Here is a 24,182-nt window from a genome sequence, read left to right as displayed (position 1 = left end):
GCATCTCATCGGCACAGCATAGCAGACTGATCAACCGAACATCAGGAGATACCCATGAACAGAGCGGCGTTCTTCGCCTCCCTGAGGGGCGGAGCCATGTTCCCGCACGGCTTCACGCAACAGCAGGTGGACGGCTTCACCAACCTCCTGGACGTATGGGAGAAGCACTACTTCGCCGACCCGCTGAACCTCCTGGCCTACAATCTCGCAACAGCGTTCCACGAGACGGCGGGCACGATGCAGCCGATCAGGGAGAGGGGGCCGGTCTACTACTTCAACAAGTACGAGCCGGGAACGAAGATCGGGAAGGTGTTGGGCAACACCCAGAGGGGAGACGGATACCGCTTCCGGGGTGAGGGCCATGTACAGAACACCGGAAGGCGGAATGCGGAGTTCGCGAGCAAGCGTCTCAATGAGGTTTTCGGCCTCAACGTCGACCTGGTGACGAACCCGGAGAAGCGCGGCGATCCCTTCATCTCGGCTCACTCGCTGTTCCTCGGAAACAAGGAAGGCTGGTGGACAGGCAAGGATCTTCTCGACTACATCGACGATATTGACGAGGACGACGCCGAAGACCTCCGGGAATTCATAAACGCTCGGCGCGTCGTCAACGGCACGGACAAGGCCGAGAAGATCGGCCGTCATGCGTTGGAGTTCGAGAAGGCGCTGAAGGCGGCAGGATACGCGCCACGCGCGGCAGCTGCTCCATCGCCCATGCCGGGTCCAAAGCCCATCCCACGGCCTCCTGCCGCCGAAAGCAAGCCGGTACCGACCGGCACTGCCGCTGCTGCTGGTGGCGTCATCGCGGCTCTGGCTGCCGGCTGGGCCTTCTTCTCCAATCTGCCGTGCCAGTGGTTCGGCTTGTTCTGCGGGTGATCCCATGACCTCGTTCTTCAAGATGCTCGCCAGGTGGCGTACCTGGATCGTGAACGGTCTCCTAGCACTGATCACGGTGCTTCCGGAGATCCTGAACGCGCCGGAGATCCTCGCCATCGTGCCGCAGGACTATCAGCGGATGTTCCTCGCGGGACTGTTCCTGCTCAACATCTGGCTTCGGCCCCGGCCGGCGGTGCTGCCGTCTGACCCGGAAGTGCAAATCAAGAAGGTGGTCGAGTGATGCTCAAGTCTCCCCGCATCATCGGCGCTCTCGCCATCCTCATCATTCTCGCGCTCGTCGTCGGCTGGATCTGGGACAAAGCCAGCGATGATGCCCTCAACCAGATTGAAAGGCAGAACAATGAAGCAGGTGACGCCTCGGACGATGATCGCTCTCGGTTTGACCTTTGCCCTGACGGCATGTGGGACTTCGGCGCCCGGAAGTGTCGAGGGCCTTCGACGGGTGGTCGGGACTGACCTCATCGGCGCCCGCGGCGCGACGACTGCTGATCAGCGCAAGATTGACCGCACGGTGGTCGGATTTTGCGCTGCGGCTCTCTGGACGCGGGACGAGTGCCAAAGGCATGGCGAAGCTGGCGGATGAGACGCAAAAGACCCGATCAGGCGGCGGGCCTGACCGGGTCTCGTCACGTCGAGCCTGCAGACTCGATGTGCATACTGAAGTGACAGCCAAGGCTTTCGCCGGGCTTGTGGCTTGCCTCGCACACCTCCAGTTCAGTGCATGAAAGCGACGATATGCCGGGATCGAATGATGACATTCTGCGGGTGCTGGGGCGAGTGGAGGAGGGTATCCATCGGCTCCGGGAGGATTTCCAGGAAGAGAAGCGGTCGGCAAGGGAGAGCCGATCCGAGATCCACAAGCGCTTAGACAAGCATGCCGATGAGTATTCCCGGCTGGATAGCACCATCATCCTGACCGGCCAGACGGTCGCTCAGCAGCGAGATGTCATCTCCGAACTTACGAAGGTGGTGGAGAAAGATGTCATGCCGACGATCAAGGAGGTGAAGGAGATCAAGGCGCTCGGTAAGCGGGCCTCGATGATCTTCATCGGGCTGGGGTTCACGGCTGGCGGAACCTTCATCTGGTTCTCGGATCTGATGATCACGGGGCTGCGCAAGTGGCTGCGGATCGACTAAAGCCAGCCTAGTGTCCCAAGAACGAAGCGACGGCCAGTATCGCCGCTACAACCATGATGCTGGTGGTGAGCCAGTCTGGCATTCGGGAAACTCCGCTGCCCAATAGCCCGCCATAATCCTCGCGTTCTTCTCTCCGCACAAGGCGCAGCGTAAGGCTAGGCTCGATCGAGCGATCGCTATCTTCTCTGCCGGTCCCGTCCGCAGCCGTGCGCTTACTGCGGCTCGACGCAAAAAAAGCCCCACCGAGGGGCAGGGCAATAAGGGGAAAAGCCCGGCTTTCTCAATCGGGCAACTGCTCTTTCGCATTTGGTGCCGGTGTCGGCGAGTGCAGTCAGGACATTTTTGGTACGCATCGGGTGTATTAGCCGCGGCACAGGGTCGCGCGAGCCGCCATCGGGTGAAGGATGAAATGGCGTGAGACGCGTCGCCGGTCAAGGTGACATACGAAAAGCCCCGCCGAGGCGGGGCTTGACGAGTCACCAGGTCTGGCGCCCATACCAGTCATCTACATCTCGGCGGGCCTGATCCTTTTCGTAGCCGTACCGCTCCTGAATCTTGCCTTCGAGCTGGTCGCGCTTGCCTTCGATCCGGTCGAGGTCGTCATCAGTGAGCTTGCCCCACTGTTCCTTGACCTTGCCCTTCATCTGCTTCCAGTTTCCTTCAACGCGGTTCCAATCCATGGATCTTCCTCCGTTTGGACCATTGCGCATATCAACGCGCAGTCCGGAGATTGGTTCGATCCTTCGCCGTCAGCGTCCCAGTCTCGCCTTCTGCTCGTCCCAAGCTTCCTCGACATGCCGGGCTGCTTCTGCTGCGGTAGGTAGCCAGCCTGTATTGGGCATGAATGGCTTCCCTCCCTCAGGGTACTGAAGTGCCCAACGCCACTTCCCCGCCTTCAGCGTCTGCCGGTCGAGGTAGATACGCCCAATGTTCACCTCGCCGTCCCATCCCACGAAATCCTCATGAGGCTTGTCGTCAAGGCCGAGCTCGTCTCCCCATGTGCGGGTCCAGCGGTATTTCTTCTGCCAGGTCATCGCCCACTGGTAACGCGCAGAAGGGAAAACAGCTAGTTGGCGCTAAGGGGGTATTAAAGACAAACCTGTCGTCCTCGCGCCTTAGGAGCGATGCCATTGCAAATTGTGACTGCGTTGGTAATTAGTGTGTCGGAAGTAGAAAGGTTTGTGATGGCGCTCTGGGAATCTCAGTCAGTTCAGTTCGTCTGGTTTTTGCCGGACGTGACAAACGTAAGAGCTGATCAGATCTATTTGCTGGTCACCGGGGATGAGGCTGAGATTGTTCAAAGGAACAAGGTGCCCGGACCTGCGAACCCGTTGCTAGGACTGGCCTCTGGCACTAGAGGTGCCAGGGCATATCAAGTGCAGTTGCAACCAGGTCGATTGGATGTCGTAGTGTCTCCGGCTGAGACGCAGGATCTAGATGATGCCATGCCATTGATGGACACTGCGGCTATTCTGGCAGATATCGAATCTCGGGCTGGGGAAGTGAGCGCGGCGGTTGGGCCCGCTGTTCGTCTCTCGGTAGTTGCCAACCTCATAAAGCCCGAAGTCGACGAGCAGGCAGCAACAAGAGCTTTTCTTGACGTTACAGAGTATGAGTTAGGTTATTCGGATGTACGAGATCCTATCCTGCAGGTGAATCGCCGGAAGGCGCTGCAGGATGTGGACGTGCAGATCAACCGGGTGATGAGGTTCGGGGTCGCTGCGACGCAACACTTCGTATTTCAGATGATCCCGCAAGTTGGCATGCATAGTGGGGCGACTCCGATATCCAAACAAAGCTTTGGCACTTCACTCACCTTGGATTTCAACACGGTGCCTACCGGGCGCCTCATTGAAGCTGTGGAGCAAGGCATCATATTTAGGCAATTGATCGCGGAGACTTTAAGGGTCGGTGCGTCTGTTTCACCAAAGGCATTAGGCGATTAACGATGGTGATGAAGATCAAGCCCAGAAAGTATGTGGCTGTCCAAGAGAGCGGCGGCGGACGCTCCGTGTTCTTCCCGTTTGGGATATATGGTTCACAAACGAATGCGGAGCCTGCGCAGGTATCTTCCTGGGTATCCATGCATTCGGAGGATCCTACTAATCTCGGTGCCAACAGCGACAGATCTATCAGGTTCGCCGTCCTGCAGCAGGCTATCAAGCACATGGCATTGTTGCCGGATGATCATACCTTGCACGTGGACGCGGAAGCTGCTGAACGAGCCTCTAGTATCCTCGCGGTGATTTCCCAAAACTTCTCTGTTAAGCCTCCCAAGGTAATGCCACAGGATGGTGAGGGGGTTGTGTTTACTTGGGATTATGGTGATCTGAAAAGGTATCTTACGGTCGAAGAAGACGATCTGGACGTAATGGATCTAAATAAGCGTCTCGGTGTGAAATGCGTACACGATGTCGCACATGACATGACCGTGTTTGAGAAGCTCGTCGAGCTGATAGGGGCGCCTCCTGCTTCGTCAACCACTATGGATGCCGATGCTTGACGGTGATTTGCTCTGCCGGGCAGCTCTGTATCCAAAATTTGTAACTCCCGAAGGCATCTTCGATGAGGAGATGCTGCTTACCTTCATGCCGCTCGGGGAAGGGGAGAGCTATGCCCTTTCTGTGGCCTCGCATTTCCTATCTCGAGGGAACGACGGAGTGCACAGCTACGGATGTGGTGCCGCGACGATAGCGAACGAGCGTTTCGTGCAGAAGAACCAGCGGGCACCCTCACCGGTCACTGAAGAAGTGCATTACCTCGGTTTCTATCAGTTCACTCGCGGACAACTCATGTCGATCGAGATGTCATATTACTCCCTCCGTTGCTTCTGGAAGCCGGAGCATGGAGCCGACATGCATTTCCAAGTAGAGTTTGTTCCAAAGGGGGCTCAAGGTACGCGAAAGGAACGCCGTCAAGATCGACGTGCAGCGGTAGGCATGTTGACTGGAATGTTGAGGGGACCCCATCGCCACATCTGCCAGAAGGATCTACCGCACAAAGACGCGCTTGAAGCGGTGGATCTGCCAGCACTTCCGCGACTTGGCTCTCTGTAGTCGTGGGACTTCATTGCCAGAAAACATAACTACTCCAGCGTCTCGCTTTCGGTCCCACATTTCCAGAAGCCGATGACTTTGCGGTGTTTCCAGAATTCCTCCGGGACTCGGTGCGTCACGGGCGATGTCCGTTTCACGAGCACGGGAATTTAACCTCGCTTATCCAGTACGAAGTAAGCGTAGCGCTCGTCCTCCACCAGCAGGTCTTTCGGCAAAAGGGTTACGAAGGCGGGTGAAAATCCCACGCGGCTCGCGATCTGCCAGAACTCGTCGATTGGGTATGTAGTCATGTTGGCGAGGTTTCTCTGGTACAGCCATCTGCGTGGCTGCGTCCGGCGGTCGTGAGTTTGGTATTTTATCTGTATGATGGCGCAGCCACCTGGTTGGAGGAGCTCGTATGCGAGCTTAAGGACACGAGTGCCATACTCGGGTGATGGGAGGAGCTCGAAGACGTAGGTGCACAAGAACACGTCGCAAGTGCCAAGTAGGTGCCGCACTGCCTGTTCGGGTTCAGCGATGTCGATATGAATGAGGCTGAAATTGGCGTGGCCCCTTTGTTCCAGTTGTGACTTGCACTCCGCCAACGACGCCCTGGAGACGTCAGCGCCCACGAACTCCTTGGCTGAACTTGCGAAATGGATCGCGTTTGCGCCGCCGCCGCAACCCCACTCGAGGATACGTTCACGCTCGCATTCTTTTCCTATAGCCTTCATATGCCTTTGAAGTATTGCGAGGTGCGGCTTCCCCAGCTGGTTCCAGACGGTGCTCTCAATGCCCACGTCACGGCACCAATGGGAGTTGGTTGCGAAATGGTTCGCAGTCGGATCTTCCCAATAGCTAGAGGCGCTCCGGATGAGAGCCTGTTCAGACTCTTTCCATAAGCCCGTCCTCGCGAGACCTTCGATTGCCTTCCGCGCAAGCCGCCGTGAGTAAGTCTCCATCCCATCCTCGTTCGAAGTAGTAGCCCCTGTCGATTTTTCAGCGTTGAGCTTCGGAAGGCCAGATGTCTGAAAGGGGTATGACTTCAGCGTTGGAGAGCCAGAGCCTGTTAGGGGCCTAAGTCCTCTTGCTTAATGTAGCTTTCTGCCGCTTCGGCAAAGGTGCGGCTGGTGGCGATGAGGCGAGTGTCTATGGCCGGCATAGCGGCCTGGAACGTCATGTTTATGTTGGCTCCGGATACGCAGATCAAAGCTAGCTTGCGGACCATTTCGCTTGTTAAGGCCGGAACAAACCTAGATCAGACGTCTCGGTCTGCCGCGGAAAAGGTGGGTTCGCGAAGCCATCGCCGTTCGGGACGGGGGCTTCGCACGAACTCATCGTGCTACTAAACCTCTTTGTCGAAGATTTCGGGCGCCGGCCAAAGAACCCGCCGAGAGGGGACGATAAGCGATAAGTCCGTCATTTCGGGGGTAGCTCTCTACGGCGTCGCCAGAGGTTTTGTAGGCGGCGTGGTAAGCTGCAAAGGTGCGACCGGGGGTTCTGAATTCGTCAATGAAAGCAATGGGCCTCGATTTGGTCCCACCTTCATCTAAGCTATTGAATGCTCTTTCTTTTGTTACTGCTGCAGGGGTCGCCAGTTTCCACTGTGTCCGACCCGGAGACATAGGTAACAGACTGTACCTAAGACATGGGTAAGACACTTCGCTTCTTGCCGGAGGTGCTGGCGCCGCGGAAAAAGACTTGGGCGTGGAGGAAGGTCTGTTGGGTCTGACGGTGGCGGCTTCCGTCAGTTTGCCGTCACGGTATCTCCCGGCCGCGGAAGGCAAGCGCAAGCACAATTCCCAGCACTCCGGTCGTTGCGACGAAATAGGGGGCGGCGGGCCATCCCATCGCAGATACGATCGAGGCGAGCAGAAGCGGCCCGAGAAACTGGCCCATATTGGTTCCCTGCATGACAAACCCGCTGATCGTGCTGACGAGGTCGCGGCGGGGCGCATAGGCGGGCAGGGCGCTCATGATGGCAGCCGGCAGAAGGCCGCCCGCGCCCGCATAGAGGAGCGCTGCCGGATAGCGGGCGGCGAGCGGCAGGCCTGGATGGAACACGACGAAGGCACAGAGCGTCAGGGTTGTGAAGGCGACGACCACGAGAGCCCAGCGTTTTGCGCCCCGCCGCAGGAGTAGGCCTCCCGTGAAGTTTCCGGGTATATTGGAGAGCACCGCGGTGGCCGTCATCATGGAGGCGGTCCCAAGCCCCAGGCCAGCCTCCTCGATCAGCATCGTGGGCAGGAAGCCGAAGACGGACATGAAGCTCAGGCTGTAGAGAAGGAACATGCCGCCCAGCAGCCAGGAGGTGGACTGCGACAAAGTGCTCCTGACGCCCTCGACGAGGGACGGAGCGTCGTGGAGCCGTCTCGGGGCGGCGTCCGGGGATGACACAAGAAGCGCAATCAGCGGCACGAGGGTGGCAAGTCCCGCGGCGATCCAAGCGCCGCGCCAGCCGAAGTTCGGCAGCAGGCCAGGGGAAACGAGCATCATCCCGCCGACGCCCGCCGGCAGCCAGCCGGCCCAAGCGGAGAAAGCCAGGCCGCGGTCCTTGAGGTCCGTTGCCGCAGTGATGAGCGCGGGGGCGGCGACGACGGCGAGGATCAGGCCGATGCCCTCCACGACCCGGCTTGCGAAGAGAAGGGCTGCCGAGCGGGAAAACGCTCCCGCGAAGCTGCCGGCGGTGAGCAGGGACAGGCTAAGAAGCATGGCCCGCCGATGGGTGATCCGGTCCGCCACCCGGCCGAGCATTAGGCCCAACAGCCCGCCCATGAGGCTGACAAGGCCCATCAGCCAGCCGGCTGAGACCAGGTCCAGGTTCATCTCCTGGCGCAGGAGGGGAAGGGCAGGCGGCACCTTTCCGACGTGCAGCGCGGCGGCGGCGCCACCCAGAACCGCAATCGTGACCTGGCTCCAGCGTGTGGACATTCCGGTATCCCTGTTGGTCGGCAGCCTGCTTTCCCGATCCGGCGAATCCCCGAAGGATCCGTCGCGGAATTCTCTGCTACAGCCTGGGTGACGGCCGGCCAAGCCCAAACGGCGGAGATGTATACATGCCGATTGCCGGACTTGCGACGGCGGGGGCTCGCAATGTACATTCCTGCGCGGAGCAAGGGAGACAAGAGGATCGGATGGAGGAGACGGGGCGGACGACGCATACGCTTGCAGCGCTGATGGAGTTGCGCAAGCGCATCCTCAACGGAGACTTTCCGGGAGGTACGCGCCTGTTCGAGGTTCCGCTCGCGGAGACCCTGCAGATTTCCCGGACGCCGATCCGGGAGGCGATGTCGCGTCTTGCGGAAGAGGGGCTTCTGGATCGGCTCGCGAACGGCGGCTTCATCGTGCGCAGCTTTACCTTCGCCGACGTCATGGATGCCATCGAGTTGCGGGGCGTTCTGGAGGGGACGGCGGCACGGCTTGCGGCCGAACGCGGGGTCGAGGCGGAGAAGTTGCGGCAGGTGGAAGAGGTGCTTTCGAAACTCGACGCCTGTTTCGGCCGGACGGCCGGTGAGGTCGACTTCGAAGCCTATTCGGATCTCAACGCCCGCTTCCACGGTCTTCTGGTCGAACTTTCGGGAAGTGCGGTCCTGCAGCGGGAAATCGACCGGGCGACGCGCCTTCCTTTCGCATCCCCTTCCGCCTTCCTCTCGGACAGGACGAATATCGACATTTTCCGGCAGTCCCTTCACGTGGCGCAGGAACAGCACCGGGCGCTGGCGGCAGCGATCGGCGCGCGCGAGGGAACTCGGGCGGAGTTCATTGCGCGCGAGCATGCGCGCATCGCGCGGCGCAACCTGGAATATGTCATGGTCGAGAACCCGGATCTCATCCTGCGCGTTCCCGGCCTTGCACTTCTCAACGCCTGATCGTGGATGCGGCCAAGACCGCACCTCTCCTGATGCATACAGGGAGAAGGCGTTTGCGCCGGTGCTTTCGCCGTTTTTCCCTTGAAGTTTCCTCTCAAATGGGTTGATGTATACATCATCACTCATCTCAGGGAGGAGATATCGTGACGAAGTCCAGCCTTTCAGACGTCATGAACGCGAGCGGCAACGTCGTGGAGATGCTGCGCAACTCCAAGATCGGCATGTATGTATACCCGGTGGTGGCGCCCGAATTCACCAATTGGCGGGACGAGCAGCGGGCATGGCGCGACTCCGCGGTGCTGTTCGACCAGTCCCACCACATGGACGAGGTCATCGTCGAGGGGCCGCAGGCGGCGGAATTCCTGGACCATGTCGGGATCAACAGCTTCGCCAATTTCGACCTCAACCGCGCCAAGCATTTCGTCCCGGTGACGCCGGCCGGGCACGTGGTCGGCGACATGATCATCTTCCGTGAGCGGGAGGACAAGTTCATCCTCGTCGGCCGTGCTCCGACCGCGAACTGGGTGCAGTTCCAGCAGGCGATCGGCAAGTGGAACGTGCGCATCCATCGTGATCCGCGCTCGCCCTCCCGGCCCGACGGTAAGGCCGTCTATCGCACCCATTACCGTTTCCAGATCCAGGGGCCCGACGCGCCGAAGATCTTCGAGAAGATGAATGGCGGTCCCGTCCCGGACATCAAGTTCTTCCACGTCGACTGGATCAATGTCGGGTCGAAGCGCGTGCAGGCGTTGCGCCACGGCATGGCCGGCGCGCCGGGGCTGGAAATCTGGGGACCCTACGCGGACCTGGAATATGTCCGCAGCGTCATCCTGCAATCGGCGCGCGATGCGGGCGTCGATCTGCATCAGGTCGGCAGCCGCGCCTATTCCACCAACACGCTGGAATCCGGATGGATACCATCGCCGCTACCGGGCATCTACACCGGCGACGGCATGATGAAGGAGTATCGCGACTGGCTCGGCGCCGACAGCTATGAGGCGACAGGCGCAATCGGCGGCAGTTTCGTCTCCGACAATATCGAAGACTATTACGTGAACCCCTTCGAGCTCGGCTACGGGTTCTATATCGGCTGGAAGTCAGACTTCATCGGCAAGCAGGCGCTGGAGACGATGAAGGACGGCAGGAACCGCAAGAAGGTCACCTTTGAATGGAATGCAGAGGACGTCGTGAAGGTCATCGCGTCCGCCTTCCAGCCGGGAGAGGACCACTACAAGTGGATCGACTTCCCGCAGCCGAACTATGCCTCCACGAGTGCCGACATGGTGATGCACGACGGAAAAATGGTCGGCATGTCGATGTTCAACGGCTACAGCTACAACGAGCGCTGCATGCTGTCGCTCGGCGTCGTGGATGCCGATGTCCAGGAAGGCGACGTTTTGACGATGATCTGGGGCGAGCCCAACGGTGGTACGGGCAAGACCTCCACAGAGCGCCATAAACAGGCGGAAATCCGGGTCCGCGTGTCGCCGACACCCTATGCCCGCGAGGCCCGCGAGAACTACGCCGAAAGCTGGCGCACGAAACGCGTCGGCTGACGGGGTTGCAGTGGCGGGCGCCGCAAATGCGCCCGCCTGTTATTGTTCCATCTGCTGCTTCAAAGGGAGCGTCCGCAGGCAGGCGGCACGCCAGGGACAGGCTAATGGGTATCACAGGCTTTCTGCGCAATGAGGAGACGCCCGACGTTCCGGCTGCGCTGGAAGCGCTGCTCAGGAATTGCTCCATCGAGGTGATGCCCCGTACCGCCTCCAAGATTGAGGACTTCCGGCAGATCCTGCCGCAGGGCACGCGGGTCTATGTCGCCCACATCAACGGAACACCGATCGACGACATGATCGCCACCGCGCGGCGGCTGACGGATGAGGGGTTTCATCCGATGCCGCATCTTCCCGCGCGCGTCATTCCGGATCGGACGACCCTGGAGAACTGGCTGAGTCGCTATCGTGACGAGGCCGGCGTGACGCAGGCGCTTATCCTGGGAGGCGGGGTTCCGACACCCGCAGGAGGGTTCGAAAGTTCCATCGCCCTGCTGGAGACGGGCCTGTTCGACAGGTTCGGCTTCCGGCGGCTGCATGTCGCGGGCCATCCGGAAGGAAACCGGGACATCGACGTCAATGGCGGATCGGCCCGGGCTGACGAGGCGCTGCGGTGGAAACAGTCGTTTTCAGAGCGAACCGACGCAGAGATGGCGATCGTCACGCAATTCGCGTTCGATGCCGCACCCGTGATCGCCTGGGCGGAGCGGATCGCGGCGGAGGGCATCCACCTGCCCATCCATGTCGGCGTCGCGGGGCCGACGAAGCTCCAGACGCTTATCAAATATGGGGTCGCCTGCGGTGTCGGTCCGTCCCTCAACATCCTGCAGAAGCGGGCGCTGGACCTGCGAAAGCTGCTGGTTCCCTATGAACCCACGGATTTTCTCACCGGCATTGCCGCCCATAGGGCCGCCCGGCCGGGCAGCCTCATCGAGCAGGCTCATATCTTTCCTCTCGGCGGGATCCGGGCGAGTGCCGAGTGGCTGGCGCGGATGCAAGCGGAAACGCGGTCGATCTAGCGCCGCCGCGGTTCACTTGCGGCATGGGCCGCGGGTGAATATGGAGAAATGCCGCGCCTTCCGCGGCATGCCCTGCCGAGACGGACTATGCCCTCAATGACTGATACTGCCAGAGCCGCCAGAACCTACGGCGCCTTCCTCTTCGATATGGACGGCACCATCATCAACTCGCTTGCGGCTGCCGAGCGGGTGTGGGGACGCTGGGCCCTGCGCCACGGGCTGGAACTGGAAAGCTTCCTGCCGACCATGCACGGGAAGCGTGGGATAGACACGATTTCCGCCCTGAACCTTCCGGGCATCGATCCCGTCGCGGAAGCCGCCGAGATCCTGCGGGGCGAGATCGAGGACGTCGAAGGCGTCGTTGCGATCGAGGGTGCGGCCGATTTCCTGGCGTCGCTGCCGCAGGAGCGGTGGGCGATCGTCACGTCGGCGCCGGCCGACCTTGCGCGGGCGAGGCTTGCCGCCGCGGGACTGCCGCAGCCGAGCATCATGGTGACGGCAGAGGATGTTCTGGTCGGCAAGCCTGATCCGCAATGCTATCTGCGCGGCGCCGAACGGGTCGGCGTCGATCCTTCGGACGTCCTCGTCTTCGAGGATGTGATGGCTGGTGTCGCGGCCGGCGAGGCGGCCGGCGCGGATGTCATGGTGGTCACCGCGACCCATCGGCATCCGCTGGAGACAGAGTATCCGACGCTGTCCGATTATCGCTGCATTCGAGCCGGCATCGGCCCCGACCGGCGGCTGTCGATCCGCCGCTGCGATTGAGGCGTCGGTCAGGCAGGGTTCTCACCCCGCCGGCGCATGAATAGCACGGTTGCTGCCCAAAGAACGACGCCGAGGCCGATCAGGCTGGCCCCGATCCCGTATTGGACGGGGTCCCGCCCGGTCCAGGGACCGGCAAGGAAGGCGCAGGATAGGGCGCCCAGAACCGGCAGGACGGTCAGCGTGCGGAAGTGTTCGTGCGCGACGCGGTCCTTGCGCAGGACCAGCACGGCGACATTGACCACCGTGAAGACGCAGAGAAGCAGAAGCGAGGTGGTGCCGCCGAGTTCGGGCACTCCGCCTGCAAACAGGATCAGCGCCACCGCGAGCAGGGAGGTGAAGATGATCGCCGTATCGGGCGTTCGTCTTTCACCATGGACGTGTCCGAAGACGGCCGGCAGCACGCCCTCCTGGCTCATGCCGTAGATCAGCCGGCTGGCCATCAGCATGTTGATCAGCGCGGAATTGGCTACGGCGAACATGGTGATGATGCCGAAGACGCTGATCGGGAAGCCAGGAGCGCCTGCCTGCACCACCTTGAGCAGAGGTGTCTCCCCTTCGCTGAGTTCGGCCGCCGGGACAAGCGTGATGGCGGAGATGGAGACGAGAACATAGATCACGCCGGTGATCGCAAGGCCGGTGAGAAGCACCTTGGGGAATATTCGGCTCGGGTTCTTGGATTCCTCCGCCATGTTGACCGAGTCCTCGAAGCCGACCATTGCAAAGAAGGCGAGGGTGGTGGCGGCGATGACGCCCCAGAAAATGCCGCGCTCGCCGCCCGTGTCGAACGTCCAGGCGCGGGAGACGTCGCCCTGGCCGCCGGCGATCGCCCAGAAGCCGATGCCGATGATGATCAGCAGCCCGGACAACTCCACGAGTGTCAGCACGACGTTCATCTTGACGCTCTGGCTCACTCCGCGGAGGTTTACCAGCGCCACCAGCCCGATGAAGACGGAGGCGATCAGCGGCACGCCGTAAGCTCCGAAATCCAGTCCGAAGGCGGTCGCGAAGTTGGCGGCGAAGGCGCGCGATGCGGTGGCGGAGGAGGTGATGCCGGACGACATCACGGCAAAGGTCACCAGAAACGTGAGGAAATGGATGTTGAACGCCTTGTGCGTGTAGAGGGCGGCGCCGGCCGCCTTCGGATATTTCGTCACCAGTTCCAGATAGCTGCAGGCGGTCAGCAACGCGACGGCGAAAGCAATCAGAAAGGGAAGCCAGACTACGCCGCCGACTTCGGCCGCAACCTCGCCCGTCAAGGCGTAGATGCCTGTCCCGAGCACGTCGCCGATGATGAAGAGCAGCAGGAGGCCAGGCCCCATGACCCGCTTCAGCTTCGTCTTGTCCTCAGGAGCATCCTCGGTTCCGGCAGTCATCTCCGCTTCCTCCACCTGCATCATCGTCAACAGCTAGAGCGAAGAGCGGGGAAGGAAAGGGCCTTGTAAAACAGTCCGTTGGCCAGCCCTGTGAGTTCAGCGGTGGATCGGGTCCTTCCAAAGAACAGTCTCCGGCTTCTCGACAGGTTCGATGTCCAGATTGACCACCACGGGCTCCTGACCGGAGCGAACGAGGACGCATTCCAGCGTTTCGTCACGGCTGGCGTTGATTTCCTGATGGGGAACATAGGGTGGCACGTAGATGAAGTCGCCGGGACCGGCTTCCGCGACATATTCCAGATTGTCTCCCCAGCGCATCCGCGCCTTGCCCCTGACGACATAGATGATGCTTTCCAGATCGCCGTGATGATGGGCGCCGGTCTTCGCATTCGCGTGGATCGTGACGGTACCGGCCCAGATCTTTTCCGCGCCGGCCCGTGCATGGTTGATCGCGGTCGCCCGGTTCATTCCGGGAGTTTGTGCGGTATTGGGGGTCCAGTGCGTTGCCGGGGATGACCTTGACGCCGTTCTCGCGCCAATCCGTCCGTTCGGCCGGGTCGTGGTGAGGGTGGTCCGTCATGTCCGGTCCTCGTAGGTTCTTGGTGGGGCTCACCGGCTCTTCGCGAGCAGTGGGTCCGCGAGCCCCTGAGCGGTCTTGGCCGGCTGAGCAGGAGCTAACGCAGGTTTGACGCCATGTTCAACATCGGAGCGGGGTAACGCAAGCCCTTGGTGAAGGACATCTTCAAGTGCTCCGCCGGATGGTCGCGGAATGGTGCGCTCTGTTCCGGAACGGGATGGGCACCGGATGCCGTCAGCGAAGGAAGCCCGGCATCAGCGCCTCTGGCGAAGCGCCTGTGCGTGGCCTATATGCCGCCCACGCCGACCGGCTTCGCCTGCCGGTTGGCGCGACACCGACGATAAAAAGCCGCCAGGCAGCCAGGAGCCGTTCATGCCCGCTGAAAAGGCCGTTGTTCTCATCGTGGAGGATGAACCCATCGTACGCTTCACGACACTCGACGCGCTCGAGGACGTGGGCCATGTAGTGCTGGAGGCGGCAAATGCGGACGAGGCGATGTATCACCTCCGTCACCGCAAGGATATCGACATCGTATTCACCGACGTCAACATGGCGGGCTCCATGGATGGGATTCAACTGGCGCAGCGCGTTCGGGCGATCCGGCCGCATACGGGCATCATCATCACCTCCGGCATTGTCCGCCTTGATCCCATGATGCTGCCCGCCAACACCGTCTTTCTTCCGAAACCCTACCCGCACGACATGTTGCTCTCGGCCATCCACCGGCTGATGGCCGCCTGATGCGGACGACGTGAACGCGGCGCCCTTTACTTCTGCCCGCGCTTGCCATCAACCTACATCCACCGATCAGGATAGTGACATGACCATCGAAAAAGATCTCGACAGGATCCTCGAACAGGAGCGGGCGCTCTGCTTCCCCCGCTTCGATGCCGCGACGGGTTGGGAACTCGGATCGCTGCTGCGCGAAATGGCGCTGGAGCGGCAAGCGGGCGTGGTGATCGACGTCCACCTTCACTCCATGCCCCTGTTTTACTGCGCCTTGCCCGGCACCACGGCGGACAATGCCGCATGGGTACGGCGAAAGCGGGCGGTAACGCTGCGCTTCTTCCGGTCCAGCTATGCCCTCGGCCTGGCGCTGTCGGCGCAGGGAACCACGGTCGAGGCAAAGTACGGAGTATCTCCGGCCGAATTCGCCACCCATGGAGGCAGCTTCCCGATTATCGTGGAGGGGACAGGCTGCGTCGGGGCTGTCACCGTTTCGGGACTGCCTCAGAGGGAGGACCATAACATGGTGGTGGAAGCCCTTTGCCGTCTGCTCGGCAAGGACAATGCCGCCCTCTGCCTGGACAGGACGTAACAGGATGGAACAGCCGCAGACGGTGTTGCGCTTCTGGTTCGAGGAACTGACACGGCAGCAATGGTTCCAGGTCTTGCCGGACCTGGATGCCGCCATCGGCGAGCGATTCGGTCAGACCCACCTGGCATTGGCAAGGGGTACCGTCGTCGACTGGAGGAGCAATCCGGATCAGCGGCTTGCGGCTATCATCGTGCTCGACCAGTTTTCCCGGAACATCTATCGCGGAACACCCTTGGCCTTTGCGGCCGATTGGATGGCCTTGCGGGAGGCACGGCTGGCGATCGAAACCGGCGCGGACCAGGCGGTCGGGCCCGAACGCCGAGCCTTCTTCTATCTGCCCTTCGAGCACTCGGAGACGCTTGCCGATCAGGAACGATCGGTGGAGCTCTTTCGTGCATTGGGAGACCCGGAATACCTCGACTACGCGGAACGGCACCTTACTGTCATCCGGCAGTTCGGCCGCTTCCCCCACCGCAACGGATTTCTCGGCCGCGAATCGACCGGCGCCGAGATCGATTATCTATCGAAGCCCGGCGCCGGTTTCTGATGCCTTGGCGCTATCGCCTGATCATCCGCCCCACGGCGATGAGAATGCATGCGCCGATGAAGCCGGCGATCAGGTAGCCGATCCAGCCGCCCAGCGTGATCCCGACGAGGCCCAGCAGCGCGTTGGCGATGATGGCGCCGACGATGCCGAGCAGGATGTTCATGAAGACACCCATGTTGCTCTTCATGAACTGCTCGGCGAGCCAGCCGGCGATGCCGCCGATGATGATGGCTGCGATCCAGCCGATGCCTGCGTCTTCCATGCCTTACCCTCCTTTGGTGTTGCGCATGCCAACGCGCCACAATGTTCCCGGGTTCCATCGGCATAATCGCGAGCGGCTTTCCTTCCGGCTGGTGCGAAACTATCTTCGCCGGCGAATCCTCTCTTTCGGTGGTTGCATGAATAGATCGTCCGTCCCGTTTCCGATGATGCTCCGCGCCCTCGTCATGACGCTTGTCATCTTTGCGGGCATTGCCGCTGGCGGCTCTCCGCCACTCTTCGGCGGCATCGCCATGGCGCAGGAGGCACAGGAAGCGGAAGTCACGGCTGATTCCATCAATATCGAGATGCGCGACAAGCTCGGCGGCATCCGCCAGCAGCTAGAGACCTTACAGGAGGCCATGCAGCGCGACGTGCGGGACGACGCCCGCCTTGCGGAATTGCGGGTTCAGGCCGAGGAAATCGTCGCGCAGATGCAGGAGGCTTCCGCCACGCTTGCAACGCGTGTGCAGCAGATCCAGGCGCGCTTGACGGATCTTGGCGAACCGCCCCAGGGCGGGCAGCCGCCGGAACCGCCGCTGGTGACGGAGGAGCGCAACAAGCTCCTCAACGAGCGCGCCGAGATCAATGTCATCGTGGAAGACGCGGAGCAGTTGTCCAGCACCGCTACGCAGCTTGCCAACACCATCACCACCATCCGCCGCAACCTCTTCACCCAGACGCTCTTCCGGCACACCGAGATCACGCCGCAGCTTTTTACGGATGCCGGGGACGCCTACGTCACCGAGCTTCGACGTTTCGGCAACGCTATGGGAAGCTGGCTGAGCTTTGCGTGGAAATACAAGACCCTGCCGCTGCTGGCTGCGGTCTTCCTGTCGCTCGCCGCCGGCCTGATCTTCCTTTCCGGCGCCTACCGGCTGTTCGGCCGGTTCATCCGGCGCGACCACGCCGACGGCGGCCCGTCCTATCTGAGAAGGCTGACGGTCGCCTTCGCGTCCACCGTCGTTCGGACCATGTCACTCGCGGCGTTCCTTGCCGCCAGCTATCTCCTGCTCGAAGGCTTCAGCGTCCTGAGGAGCGACATCGCTCCCATCATCGCGGCCCTGTTCGGGTTCATCTGGTTCGTCTATTTCGTTTCCCGGCTGACCTATGCCGTGCTGGCGCCGAACGAGCCCGAATGGCGCCTGGTGCGGCTGACGGATCGCGGCGCCCGGCTGATCGGCTGGGCGGTCATCGTCATGGCGGTCGTCAACGGCCTGGACTACTTCTTCGGGACGATCAGCGAGGCGGTCGCTTCGCCACTGATCCTGACGATCGCCCGCAGCCTCGTCGCGTCGTCGATCATCGGCATCATCCTGATCGCGCTTTCCTTCATGCGTCCGGTCCTGGCGAAGGAGGGCGATCCGACTGCTCCCGGCCGGCCATGGCCGCGCTTCCTGCCGCTCACGCTCAGGCTGATCGGGGCGCTGCTCCTGTTCGCCGTGCTTGCCGGATATATCGGCTTTGCCCGCTTCGTCTCGACCCAGATCGTGCTCACCGGTGCGGTGCTGGTGACCATCTATATCGGCCTGCTTAGCGGGAAGGCGGTCTCCAAGCAGGGAGCCTTCGGCCGTACGGCAATGGGGGAGCGGCTTGCGCAGCGTCTGAAATGGGGGGAGGTGGCACTGGACCAGGCCGGTCTGGTCGCGGGGCTTGCGATCTACGCCTTCGCGCTCCTCACCGGCATTCCCCTGATCCTGCTGACCTGGGGCTTCCAGGTAGCCGACATCGAATCGTGGTTCTACCGCTTCTTTACGGACATCACGATCGGCAACATCACGATTTCCTTGGTCGGTATCGTCGGCGGCATCCTGCTGTTCGGGCTCGGTTATCTCGTGACCCGCTGGGTGCAGAAGTGGGTCGACAGCAACGTCATGGCCCGAAGCCAGGTGGACGTCGGGGTCCGGAACTCCGTCAAGACCGGCATCGGCTATCTCGGCATCGGGCTTGCCGTGATCATCGGCGTGTCGGCCGCAGGCATCAACCTCTCGAGCCTCGCCCTCGTGGCCTCGGCACTTTCGGTGGGCATCGGTTTCGGCCTGCAGAACGTCGTGTCGAACTTCGTCTCTGGTCTGATCCTGCTGGTTGAACGGCCATTCAAGGTCGGAGACCATGTGGTGACGGGAACGACGGAAGGTATCGTCAAACGCATCTCCGTGCGCGCCACCGAGATCGAGACCTTCCGCAAGCAGTCGATCATCGTTCCGAATTCCGATCTCATCAACTCGCCCGTCGGCAACTGGACGCATCGCAACAAGATCCAGCGTTCCGAAATTCCGGTATCCGTTGCCTATGGCAGCGATCCGGAGCGCGTCATCGCGATCTTGCTGGAGATCGTCGATGCGGTGCCCGAAGTGCTGCGCAATCCCGAGCCGCATGTGGACTTCGTGGCCTTCGGCGCCTCTTCGCTCGATTTCGAACTGCGCTTCCATCTCGCCGACTATTCCGACGGCTTACGCATCCGCAACGGTGTACGCACGGACATCCTGCGCCGCTTCGAGCGGGAGGGGATCGAAATACCCTATACCCGCCAGGATATCATGATCCTGCCGCGTCCAGGTCGCGATCCGGCGAATGACAGGCGCGGAACGGAGGATAAGGTCGAGGGCGGAGACGGCGTCTAGGGCGGCTTCCGGCCGTCGCGGCGAGCTTTTTGCATGTCGTCTTCAGGCGTTTGGCGGGCGGGCAGCGGCGGCATAGTCCCCGAACCACAAGATCCATACGCCGCCTGCCTGCCGGCACGGCCGACTCGAGGGGTTCGTTTCGATGAAGACACATGCGCGTGCCGTCGTGATCGGAGGCGGCGTGGTGGGCGTCTCGACGCTCTATCACCTAGCCAGGAAGGGCTGGAGCGACGCGGTGCTCATCGAGCGCAAGGAGTTGACCTCCGGCTCCACCTGGCATGCCGCGGGTCTGCTGCCGCTCTTCAACCTGTCCTATTCCGTCGGACAGCTGCATAAATATTCCGTCCGCTTCTATGAGGAACTCCAGCAGGAAACCGGCATGAACGTCGGTTTTGCGAAGGTCTCCAACATCCGGCTTGCCCGCACCAGGGATCGTTGGGACGAGTACATGTATTATGCCGGCATAGCCGAGACGATCGGCGTCAGGGTCAACATCCTGACGCCGGAGCAGGTGAAGGAAGTCTGGCCGCTTTGCGAAACCGACGGGCTGCTCGGCGCCATCCAGCATCCGGACGACGGCTACATCCAGCCGGCGGACCTGACGCAGGCGCTGGCCAAGGGTGCGCGCGACCGCGGCGCCACCATATACCGCAATACCACCGTCACCGCCATCGAGCAGCAGGCCGGTGGTCTCTGGAAGATCACCACCGACAAGGGGGAGATCACTGCCGAGCATGTGATCTCCTGCACCGGTAACTTTGCCCGCAAGACCGGCGAGATGGTGGGGATCGACATTCCGGTCATCCCCGTCGAGCACCAGTACATCGTCACCGAGCCGCATCCGGCGATCCAGGAGCGAAGGCGCCAGGGCCTGCCGGAAATGGGTGTGCTGCGCGAGTCGGACAGCGCCTGGTACATGCGCGAGGAAGCCGGCGGCCTGATCCTCGGCCCCTACGAGGTCGGTGCGCCGGTCTGTTATGTCGATGGTCCGTCGGCGGAGAGCGAATATGAACTCTTCCAGGAGGACCTCGACCGGCTGATGCCGCATATCGAGGCGGCGATCGTACGTGTCCCGGCCTTCGGCGAAGTCGGTATCAAGAAGGTCTATAACGGCGCCATCGCCTATACGCCGGATGGCAATCCGATCGTCGGCCCGGCGCCGGGCCTGAAGAACTTCTGGCTGAACGAAGGTCATTCCTTCGGCATCACGGCCGCCGGCGGAGCCGGCTGGCAGCTTGCCGAGTGGATCGTGGATGGCGAGCCGACGGTCGACCTGATGGGCGTCGATCCCCGCCGCTTCGGCCCCTATGCGACGGAAGGCTATCTCATCGCGAAGAACGAGGAGGCCTATGCTAATGTCTTCACCATGCATTATCCGGACGAAGAGCGTGCCGGGGCCCGGCCGCTGAAGACGACGCCGATCTACGACCGGCTGAAGAAGCTCGGGGGTGTGTTCGGTTCCGTCTATGGCTGGGAGCGGGCCAACTGGTTTGCGCCGCACGGCTACGAGGTGCCGAAGAGCGAACTCGGCGTCGGCGCCGACGTCATCACCAGCCATAACCATGCGCCGCCGCTCGATGACGGGCGGATCGTCGAGAAGTGGTCCTTCCGCCGCTCCAACTACTTCGAGCATGTCGGAAACGAGGTGCGCAACGTCCATGAGAATGTCGGCGTCCTGGACATGTCGCCGTTTGCGAAGATGGAGGTTTCCGGACCCGGCGCCCGCGCCTGGCTGGACTCGATCCTCGCCAACACGGTTCCGAAGAAGCGCGGCCGCATTGCGCTCTGCCACCTCCTGACGCCGGCGGGCGGGGTGCGGGCGGAATTCACCGTCTATGAATGGGCGCCGGGCCGCTTCTACCTGGTCTCGGCCGGCGGGCTTGAAGCACACGACCACGACCTGCTGCAGCGCCTTGCGCCGCGGGACGGCTCCGTCCAGCTCCAGCCGATCACCCAGAAATACGGTGTGCTGGTGCTCGCCGGTCCGAAGTCGCGCGACGTGCTGAAGAAGCTCACCCGCACGAGCCTGGAGAACAAGGACTTCCCCTGGTTGACCGCCAAGCCGGTCTCGATCGGGGTCGCCAGCGCCCATGCGCTGCGGGTCAACTTCGTCGGCGAACTCGGATGGGAGTTGCATCACCCGATCGAGATGCAGGCCTATATCTTCGACCGCTTGATGGCGGCGGGTGCCGAGTTCGGCATCAAGCCCTTCGGCATACGGGCGATGGGCGCCATGGCGGTGGAGAAATCCTACCGCAACATGGGTCGCGAGCTCTCCATCGAATACAATGCCTATGAATCCGCGCTCGACCGTTTCATCCGGCCGGAAAAATCCTTTGCCGGCCGCGACGCGATGCTCGCCTACAAGGAAAAGGGGCTGAAGTGGAACTTCGTGACGCTCGTCGTGGAGGGCAACACGGATGTCGACGCGCGCGGCTCGGAAGCCATCTACGACGAGGCGGGCGAACTGGTGGGCCGGGCCACAAGCGGGGGCTTCGGCTGGCGTATCGGCAAGTCGCTGGCGCTCGCCATGGTGAAGCCCGAGAAGGCGGAAATCGGCACGAAGCTGAAGATCAAGATCCTGGGCTCGCTCTACGACGCGACCGTCGTGCCGGAGAGCCCGTTCGATCCGGAGAATACGGTGCTGCGCGCCTGAACCGGCACGAGTAACGGAGCATTTACCTCAAGGGCGGCATTCGTGCCGCCTTTTCCTTTTTCTCCAACAAGTTAGCGCGCCATTAACGGTTCCGCAAATCAGTCGCGACTATGTGTTCCATCAGGGCACAGCAACCGACCGAAGGGGTAACATGACTTTCCTTGGCATTTCCGGAATGCAGTATTCCGGCCAATCTCTGGCAGATGCCCGCATTCTGCTGGCGGAGGATTCCAACGTCTTTACCTCGATGATCGGTACGCGCCTGAAGGAACTTTTCGGCATCGACGTGGAGATCTGCCGCAACTTCGAGGAGTTGCAGCTTGCCTACGACCGCTCCACCGAACCCGTCACGCTGGCGATCTCCAACATCAATCTTCCGGGTGCCGAAAGCGGCGAGGCGCTGGAATACCTGATCGATCTCAGCATCCCGACGATCGTCTTCACCGGCACCTTCCATGAGGGCACGCGCGATCAGCTGCTGTCGAAGGATGTTGTGGACTATATCATCAAGGACAACGTGTTCGCGGTGGACATGCTGGCGGAATCGGTGGCCCGCTTCCTCACCAACCATCGCCACCACGTGCTGATCGTCGACGACAGCCCGACGGCCAGGGCGTTGCTGACCAGCCGCCTGAAGCGTTACAATTTCCGCGTCAGCACCGCCGACAGCGGCGCCAAGGCGCTCGAGATCCTCAAGGGCAACCCGGACATCGGCCTGGTGGTGACCGACTACAACATGCCCGACATCGACGGCTTCGAGCTGACGCGCCGCATCCGCTCCGTCCGGGGCTCGCACGAACTGCGCATCATCGGCGTCTCGTCCTCGTCCAACCGGCTGCTATCGGCGCGCTTCCTGAAGGCTGGCGGCAACGACTTCATGCTGCGGCCCTTCATCGACGAGGAGTTCTATTGCCGCGTCAACCAAAACCTGGACACGCTGATCCAGATCCGCTCCATGCAGGGACAGCAGACGCCCGCGGCTGCTTGAGCTTGGAACGCATCGATCTGTAACGGGTGACGCCGCTCAGGCGGCGACGCTCTGGCGGGAGCTGGCGATCGTCAGCTTGCGCTCGGCGCGCTCCTGCTGCGGCGAACGGTTGTAGACCTCGCGGTAGCACTTGGAGAAATGCGAGGCCGACACGAAACCGCAGGCGACGGCCACTTCCACGACCGGCATGGAGGACTGCACCAAGAGGTGCCGGGCACGGTCCAGGCGGATCTCCAGGTAGTAGCGGGCAGGAGAGCGGCCCATCTCCTGGCGGAACAGGCGTTCGATCTGCCGGCGCGAGAGGCCCGCATCGTCGGCGATCTCCACCAGCGACAGCGGTTCCGACAGGTTGTTCTCCATGAGTTCGATGATGGAGAGCACCTTTGCGTTCTGCACCCCCAGCCGCGCGCGCAGAGGCAGCCGCTGCCGGTCGTGCGGGTTGCGTACGCGGTCGGTCAGCTGCTGCTCGCAGACCCGGTTGACGAGGTTCTCGCCGAAATCCTGGCCGATCAGGTTCAGCATCATGTCGAGCGAGGCGGTGCCGCCGGCACAGGTGTAGACATTGCCGTCGACCTCATAGAGATCGGCATAGACTTCCGCCTGCGGGAAGGCTTCGGCGAAGCCCGGCAGGTTTTCCCAATGGATGGCGCAGCGCTTGCCGTTGAGGAGGCCGGCCTGTGCCAGCACATGGGCGCCCGTGCAAAGGCTGCCGATGGCGATCCCGCGGTTGTAGGTCTCGCGCAACCAGGCATTCACCGTTTTGTTCTGATATTGGTCGATGTCGATGCCGGAGCAGACCAGGACCATGTTCGGCCGGTTCTCGCCGCCAAGATTCCTGCGCTCGTCGGCGACGGAGGAGTTTACCTCCAGCGCGATGCCGGCGGAGGAGTAGACCTTTTCTCCGTCAGTCGAACAGAGCCGCCAGTCATAGGCCGGGTAGCCCAGCATGCGGTTGGCGATCCGCAGCGTCTCGACGGCCGCCGTGAACGGCAGCAGCGTGAAATCAGGTACGAGGAAAAAGACGAGGGTCCGCTTTACGACCGGCTGCTTGCTCATCACGTTCATGCCGCGATACCTCAAGGTGCACGGCGATTGCGCCAGTGCTTGAATTGCGACATTGCCATGAAAAAAGCCCATCGGAAAGTGGGGCTGGCGCTAGCGGGTTGATAAAATTTGCGACGCGTGCTGCTCCACTTTCAGGCCTGCCCGCTGCCGGTCCGGACGGACCGGAAGCGGGCAGGGGTGGGTCAGTGGATGCGCGTTTCATGCGATCCATCCGTCGCCGGCCAGCCGATGTCTTTGCGGATATCGGAGGGGAGGGATTCCAGCAGTCTTTCCGTCTGGCGATGACGCCACTCCGTCTGTACGCGCGAGGCGAGCCTGATGAGAGGGCGGGTGACCGAGCGAAGTCCCCAGCCGGAGACGTGATGTGTGGATGCCGATGTCGATGCCATGGTGCTTCTCCTTTGCCTGCGATGATGACGGAGACAGGATCCATCTATCAATTAGATGGGGATGATCCGTCTCATGATTTTTTGTGGTGCTTCCGGTGCGCTGTTATCTTCG

Annotated in this window: 26 protein-coding genes and 1 pseudogene; 18 read left to right on the top strand and 9 right to left on the bottom strand. The window is 61.7% G+C overall.

All coding sequences use genetic code 11. From position 1 onward, the window contains the following. Positions 1–54: 54 nt before the first annotated feature. The 5 genes from RTCK_RS00460 (at position 55) to RTCK_RS00445 (ending at position 2,034) form a co-directional block, all read left to right on the top strand. Positions 55–876, top strand: a complete 822-nt coding sequence (locus RTCK_RS00460) for a hypothetical protein (protein ID WP_142590766.1) — start codon at positions 55–57, stop codon at positions 874–876. Between the two features lie 4 nt (positions 877–880). Next, on the top strand, positions 881–1,117 hold the full coding sequence (locus tag RTCK_RS00455; protein WP_142590764.1) for a hypothetical protein: 237 nt from the start codon (positions 881–883) through the stop codon (positions 1,115–1,117). Continuing rightward, a complete protein-coding gene (locus RTCK_RS00450; RefSeq protein WP_185927855.1) occupies positions 1,117–1,353 on the top strand; it encodes a hypothetical protein in 237 nt (78 codons plus the stop codon). Before RTCK_RS00455 ends, RTCK_RS00450 begins: the two co-directional genes overlap by 1 nt. After that, entirely contained in the window at positions 1,238–1,480 is a 243-nt protein-coding gene (locus RTCK_RS20735; protein WP_142590762.1) for a hypothetical protein, read from the top strand. The genes RTCK_RS00450 and RTCK_RS20735 overlap by 116 nt, the downstream gene beginning before the upstream one ends. A 152-nt stretch (positions 1,481–1,632) precedes the next feature. Then, entirely contained in the window at positions 1,633–2,034 is a 402-nt protein-coding gene (locus tag RTCK_RS00445) for a DUF1515 domain-containing protein (protein WP_142520201.1), read from the top strand. 476 nt (positions 2,035–2,510) lie between these two features. Here RTCK_RS00445 and RTCK_RS00440 read toward each other — a convergent pair whose 3' ends face one another. Together RTCK_RS00440 and RTCK_RS00435 are read right to left on the bottom strand one after the other, a co-directional pair. Beyond that, positions 2,511–2,714, bottom strand: a complete 204-nt coding sequence (locus RTCK_RS00440) for a CsbD family protein (RefSeq protein WP_052641318.1) — start codon at positions 2,712–2,714, stop codon at positions 2,511–2,513. A gap of 69 nt (positions 2,715–2,783) precedes the next feature. Beyond that, entirely contained in the window at positions 2,784–3,068 is a 285-nt protein-coding gene (locus tag RTCK_RS00435) for a hypothetical protein (RefSeq protein WP_142590760.1), read from the bottom strand. Positions 3,069–3,164: 96 nt separating this feature from the next. On the opposite strand from RTCK_RS00435, the gene RTCK_RS00430 reads away from it, so the two are divergent. The 3 genes from RTCK_RS00430 to RTCK_RS00420 are packed head-to-tail and all read left to right on the top strand — an operon-like array spanning position 3,165 to position 5,090. Further along, on the top strand, positions 3,165–3,980 hold the full coding sequence (locus RTCK_RS00430; RefSeq protein ID WP_142590758.1) for a hypothetical protein: 816 nt from the start codon (positions 3,165–3,167) through the stop codon (positions 3,978–3,980). A 2-nt stretch (positions 3,981–3,982) separates the two neighbouring features. Beyond that, positions 3,983–4,537: a hypothetical protein gene (locus tag RTCK_RS00425; protein ID WP_142590756.1), complete on the top strand. Its 555-nt coding sequence runs from the start codon at positions 3,983–3,985 to the stop codon at positions 4,535–4,537. Beyond that, complete coding sequence (locus RTCK_RS00420) at positions 4,530–5,090, top strand: hypothetical protein (protein WP_142590754.1); 561 nt, start codon at positions 4,530–4,532, stop codon at positions 5,088–5,090. Before RTCK_RS00425 ends, RTCK_RS00420 begins: the two co-directional genes overlap by 8 nt. A 149-nt stretch (positions 5,091–5,239) precedes the next feature. Here RTCK_RS00420 and RTCK_RS00415 read toward each other — a convergent pair whose 3' ends face one another. Next, a complete protein-coding gene (locus RTCK_RS00415; protein ID WP_142590752.1) occupies positions 5,240–6,031 on the bottom strand; it encodes a class I SAM-dependent methyltransferase in 792 nt (263 codons plus the stop codon). A 796-nt stretch (positions 6,032–6,827) separates the two neighbouring features. Beyond that, positions 6,828–8,000 (bottom strand): MFS transporter, encoded by a 1,173-nt coding sequence (locus tag RTCK_RS00410; RefSeq protein ID WP_142590750.1) that lies wholly within the window; start codon positions 7,998–8,000, stop codon positions 6,828–6,830. Between the two features lie 203 nt (positions 8,001–8,203). Here RTCK_RS00410 and RTCK_RS00405 point away from each other — a divergent pair, with 203 nt between their 5' ends. The 4 genes from RTCK_RS00405 to RTCK_RS00390 all read left to right on the top strand — a co-directional run bounded on the left by RTCK_RS00405 (position 8,204) and on the right by RTCK_RS00390 (position 12,275). Further along, positions 8,204–8,938: a GntR family transcriptional regulator gene (locus tag RTCK_RS00405; protein ID WP_142520432.1), complete on the top strand. Its 735-nt coding sequence runs from the start codon at positions 8,204–8,206 to the stop codon at positions 8,936–8,938. A gap of 143 nt (positions 8,939–9,081) precedes the next feature. Further along, a complete protein-coding gene (gene ligM, locus RTCK_RS00400; protein WP_142590748.1) occupies positions 9,082–10,494 on the top strand; it encodes a vanillate/3-O-methylgallate O-demethylase in 1,413 nt (470 codons plus the stop codon). 104 nt (positions 10,495–10,598) lie between these two features. Continuing rightward, complete coding sequence (locus RTCK_RS00395; RefSeq protein ID WP_142590746.1) at positions 10,599–11,510, top strand: methylenetetrahydrofolate reductase; 912 nt, start codon at positions 10,599–10,601, stop codon at positions 11,508–11,510. A gap of 96 nt (positions 11,511–11,606) precedes the next feature. Beyond that, positions 11,607–12,275 carry an HAD-IA family hydrolase gene (locus tag RTCK_RS00390; protein ID WP_142590744.1) on the top strand — a complete coding sequence of 223 codons (669 nt, stop codon included), beginning with the start codon at positions 11,607–11,609 and terminating at the stop codon, positions 12,273–12,275. 8 nt (positions 12,276–12,283) lie between these two features. Here RTCK_RS00390 and RTCK_RS00385 read toward each other — a convergent pair whose 3' ends face one another. Beyond that, complete coding sequence (locus RTCK_RS00385) at positions 12,284–13,648, bottom strand: APC family permease (RefSeq protein WP_142590742.1); 1,365 nt, start codon at positions 13,646–13,648, stop codon at positions 12,284–12,286. 96 nt (positions 13,649–13,744) lie between these two features. Continuing rightward, positions 13,745–14,228, bottom strand: a pseudogene (locus tag RTCK_RS00380) (cupin domain-containing protein). A gap of 369 nt (positions 14,229–14,597) precedes the next feature. Between RTCK_RS00380 and RTCK_RS00375 the strand changes: the two are divergent. The 3 genes from RTCK_RS00375 (at position 14,598) to RTCK_RS00365 (ending at position 16,090) form a co-directional block, all read left to right on the top strand. Continuing rightward, on the top strand, positions 14,598–14,966 hold the full coding sequence (locus tag RTCK_RS00375) for a response regulator (protein ID WP_142520438.1): 369 nt from the start codon (positions 14,598–14,600) through the stop codon (positions 14,964–14,966). A gap of 79 nt (positions 14,967–15,045) precedes the next feature. After that, positions 15,046–15,543: a heme-degrading domain-containing protein gene (locus RTCK_RS00370; RefSeq protein ID WP_142590740.1), complete on the top strand. Its 498-nt coding sequence runs from the start codon at positions 15,046–15,048 to the stop codon at positions 15,541–15,543. Positions 15,544–15,547: 4 nt separating this feature from the next. Further along, positions 15,548–16,090, top strand: coding sequence for a DUF924 family protein (locus RTCK_RS00365; RefSeq protein ID WP_142590738.1), 543 nt, complete (start codon positions 15,548–15,550; stop codon positions 16,088–16,090). 10 nt (positions 16,091–16,100) lie between these two features. On the opposite strand, the gene RTCK_RS00360 is transcribed toward RTCK_RS00365, so the two are convergent. After that, entirely contained in the window at positions 16,101–16,352 is a 252-nt protein-coding gene (locus RTCK_RS00360) for a GlsB/YeaQ/YmgE family stress response membrane protein (protein ID WP_142520441.1), read from the bottom strand. A 136-nt stretch (positions 16,353–16,488) separates the two neighbouring features. On the opposite strand from RTCK_RS00360, the gene RTCK_RS00355 reads away from it, so the two are divergent. From RTCK_RS00355 to RTCK_RS00345, 3 genes are all read left to right on the top strand, one after another. Then, complete coding sequence (locus RTCK_RS00355) at positions 16,489–18,972, top strand: mechanosensitive ion channel family protein (protein WP_235988428.1); 2,484 nt, start codon at positions 16,489–16,491, stop codon at positions 18,970–18,972. A gap of 142 nt (positions 18,973–19,114) precedes the next feature. Beyond that, entirely contained in the window at positions 19,115–21,628 is a 2,514-nt protein-coding gene (locus RTCK_RS00350; protein ID WP_142590736.1) for a GcvT family protein, read from the top strand. 151 nt (positions 21,629–21,779) lie between these two features. Then, positions 21,780–22,616 carry a response regulator gene (locus tag RTCK_RS00345; RefSeq protein WP_142590733.1) on the top strand — a complete coding sequence of 279 codons (837 nt, stop codon included), beginning with the start codon at positions 21,780–21,782 and terminating at the stop codon, positions 22,614–22,616. Positions 22,617–22,652: 36 nt separating this feature from the next. Here the strand turns inward: RTCK_RS00345 and RTCK_RS00340 are convergent, their stop codons facing one another. Beyond that, positions 22,653–23,672, bottom strand: a complete 1,020-nt coding sequence (locus RTCK_RS00340; RefSeq protein WP_142591410.1) for a GlxA family transcriptional regulator — start codon at positions 23,670–23,672, stop codon at positions 22,653–22,655. A gap of 191 nt (positions 23,673–23,863) precedes the next feature. Beyond that, the gene (locus tag RTCK_RS00335; protein ID WP_142590731.1) at positions 23,864–24,070 is read right to left on the bottom strand and encodes a hypothetical protein; all 207 of its coding nucleotides are present in this window, start codon (positions 24,068–24,070) and stop codon (positions 23,864–23,866) included. Positions 24,071–24,182: the final 112 nt, after the last annotated feature.

The organism is Pseudorhizobium endolithicum (assembly GCF_902153245.2).
GTDB lineage: Bacteria > Pseudomonadota > Alphaproteobacteria > Rhizobiales > Rhizobiaceae > Neorhizobium > Neorhizobium endolithicum.
Note: the sequence above shows the minus strand (reverse complement) of the source record. Positions and strands in the feature narration are given on the sequence as shown.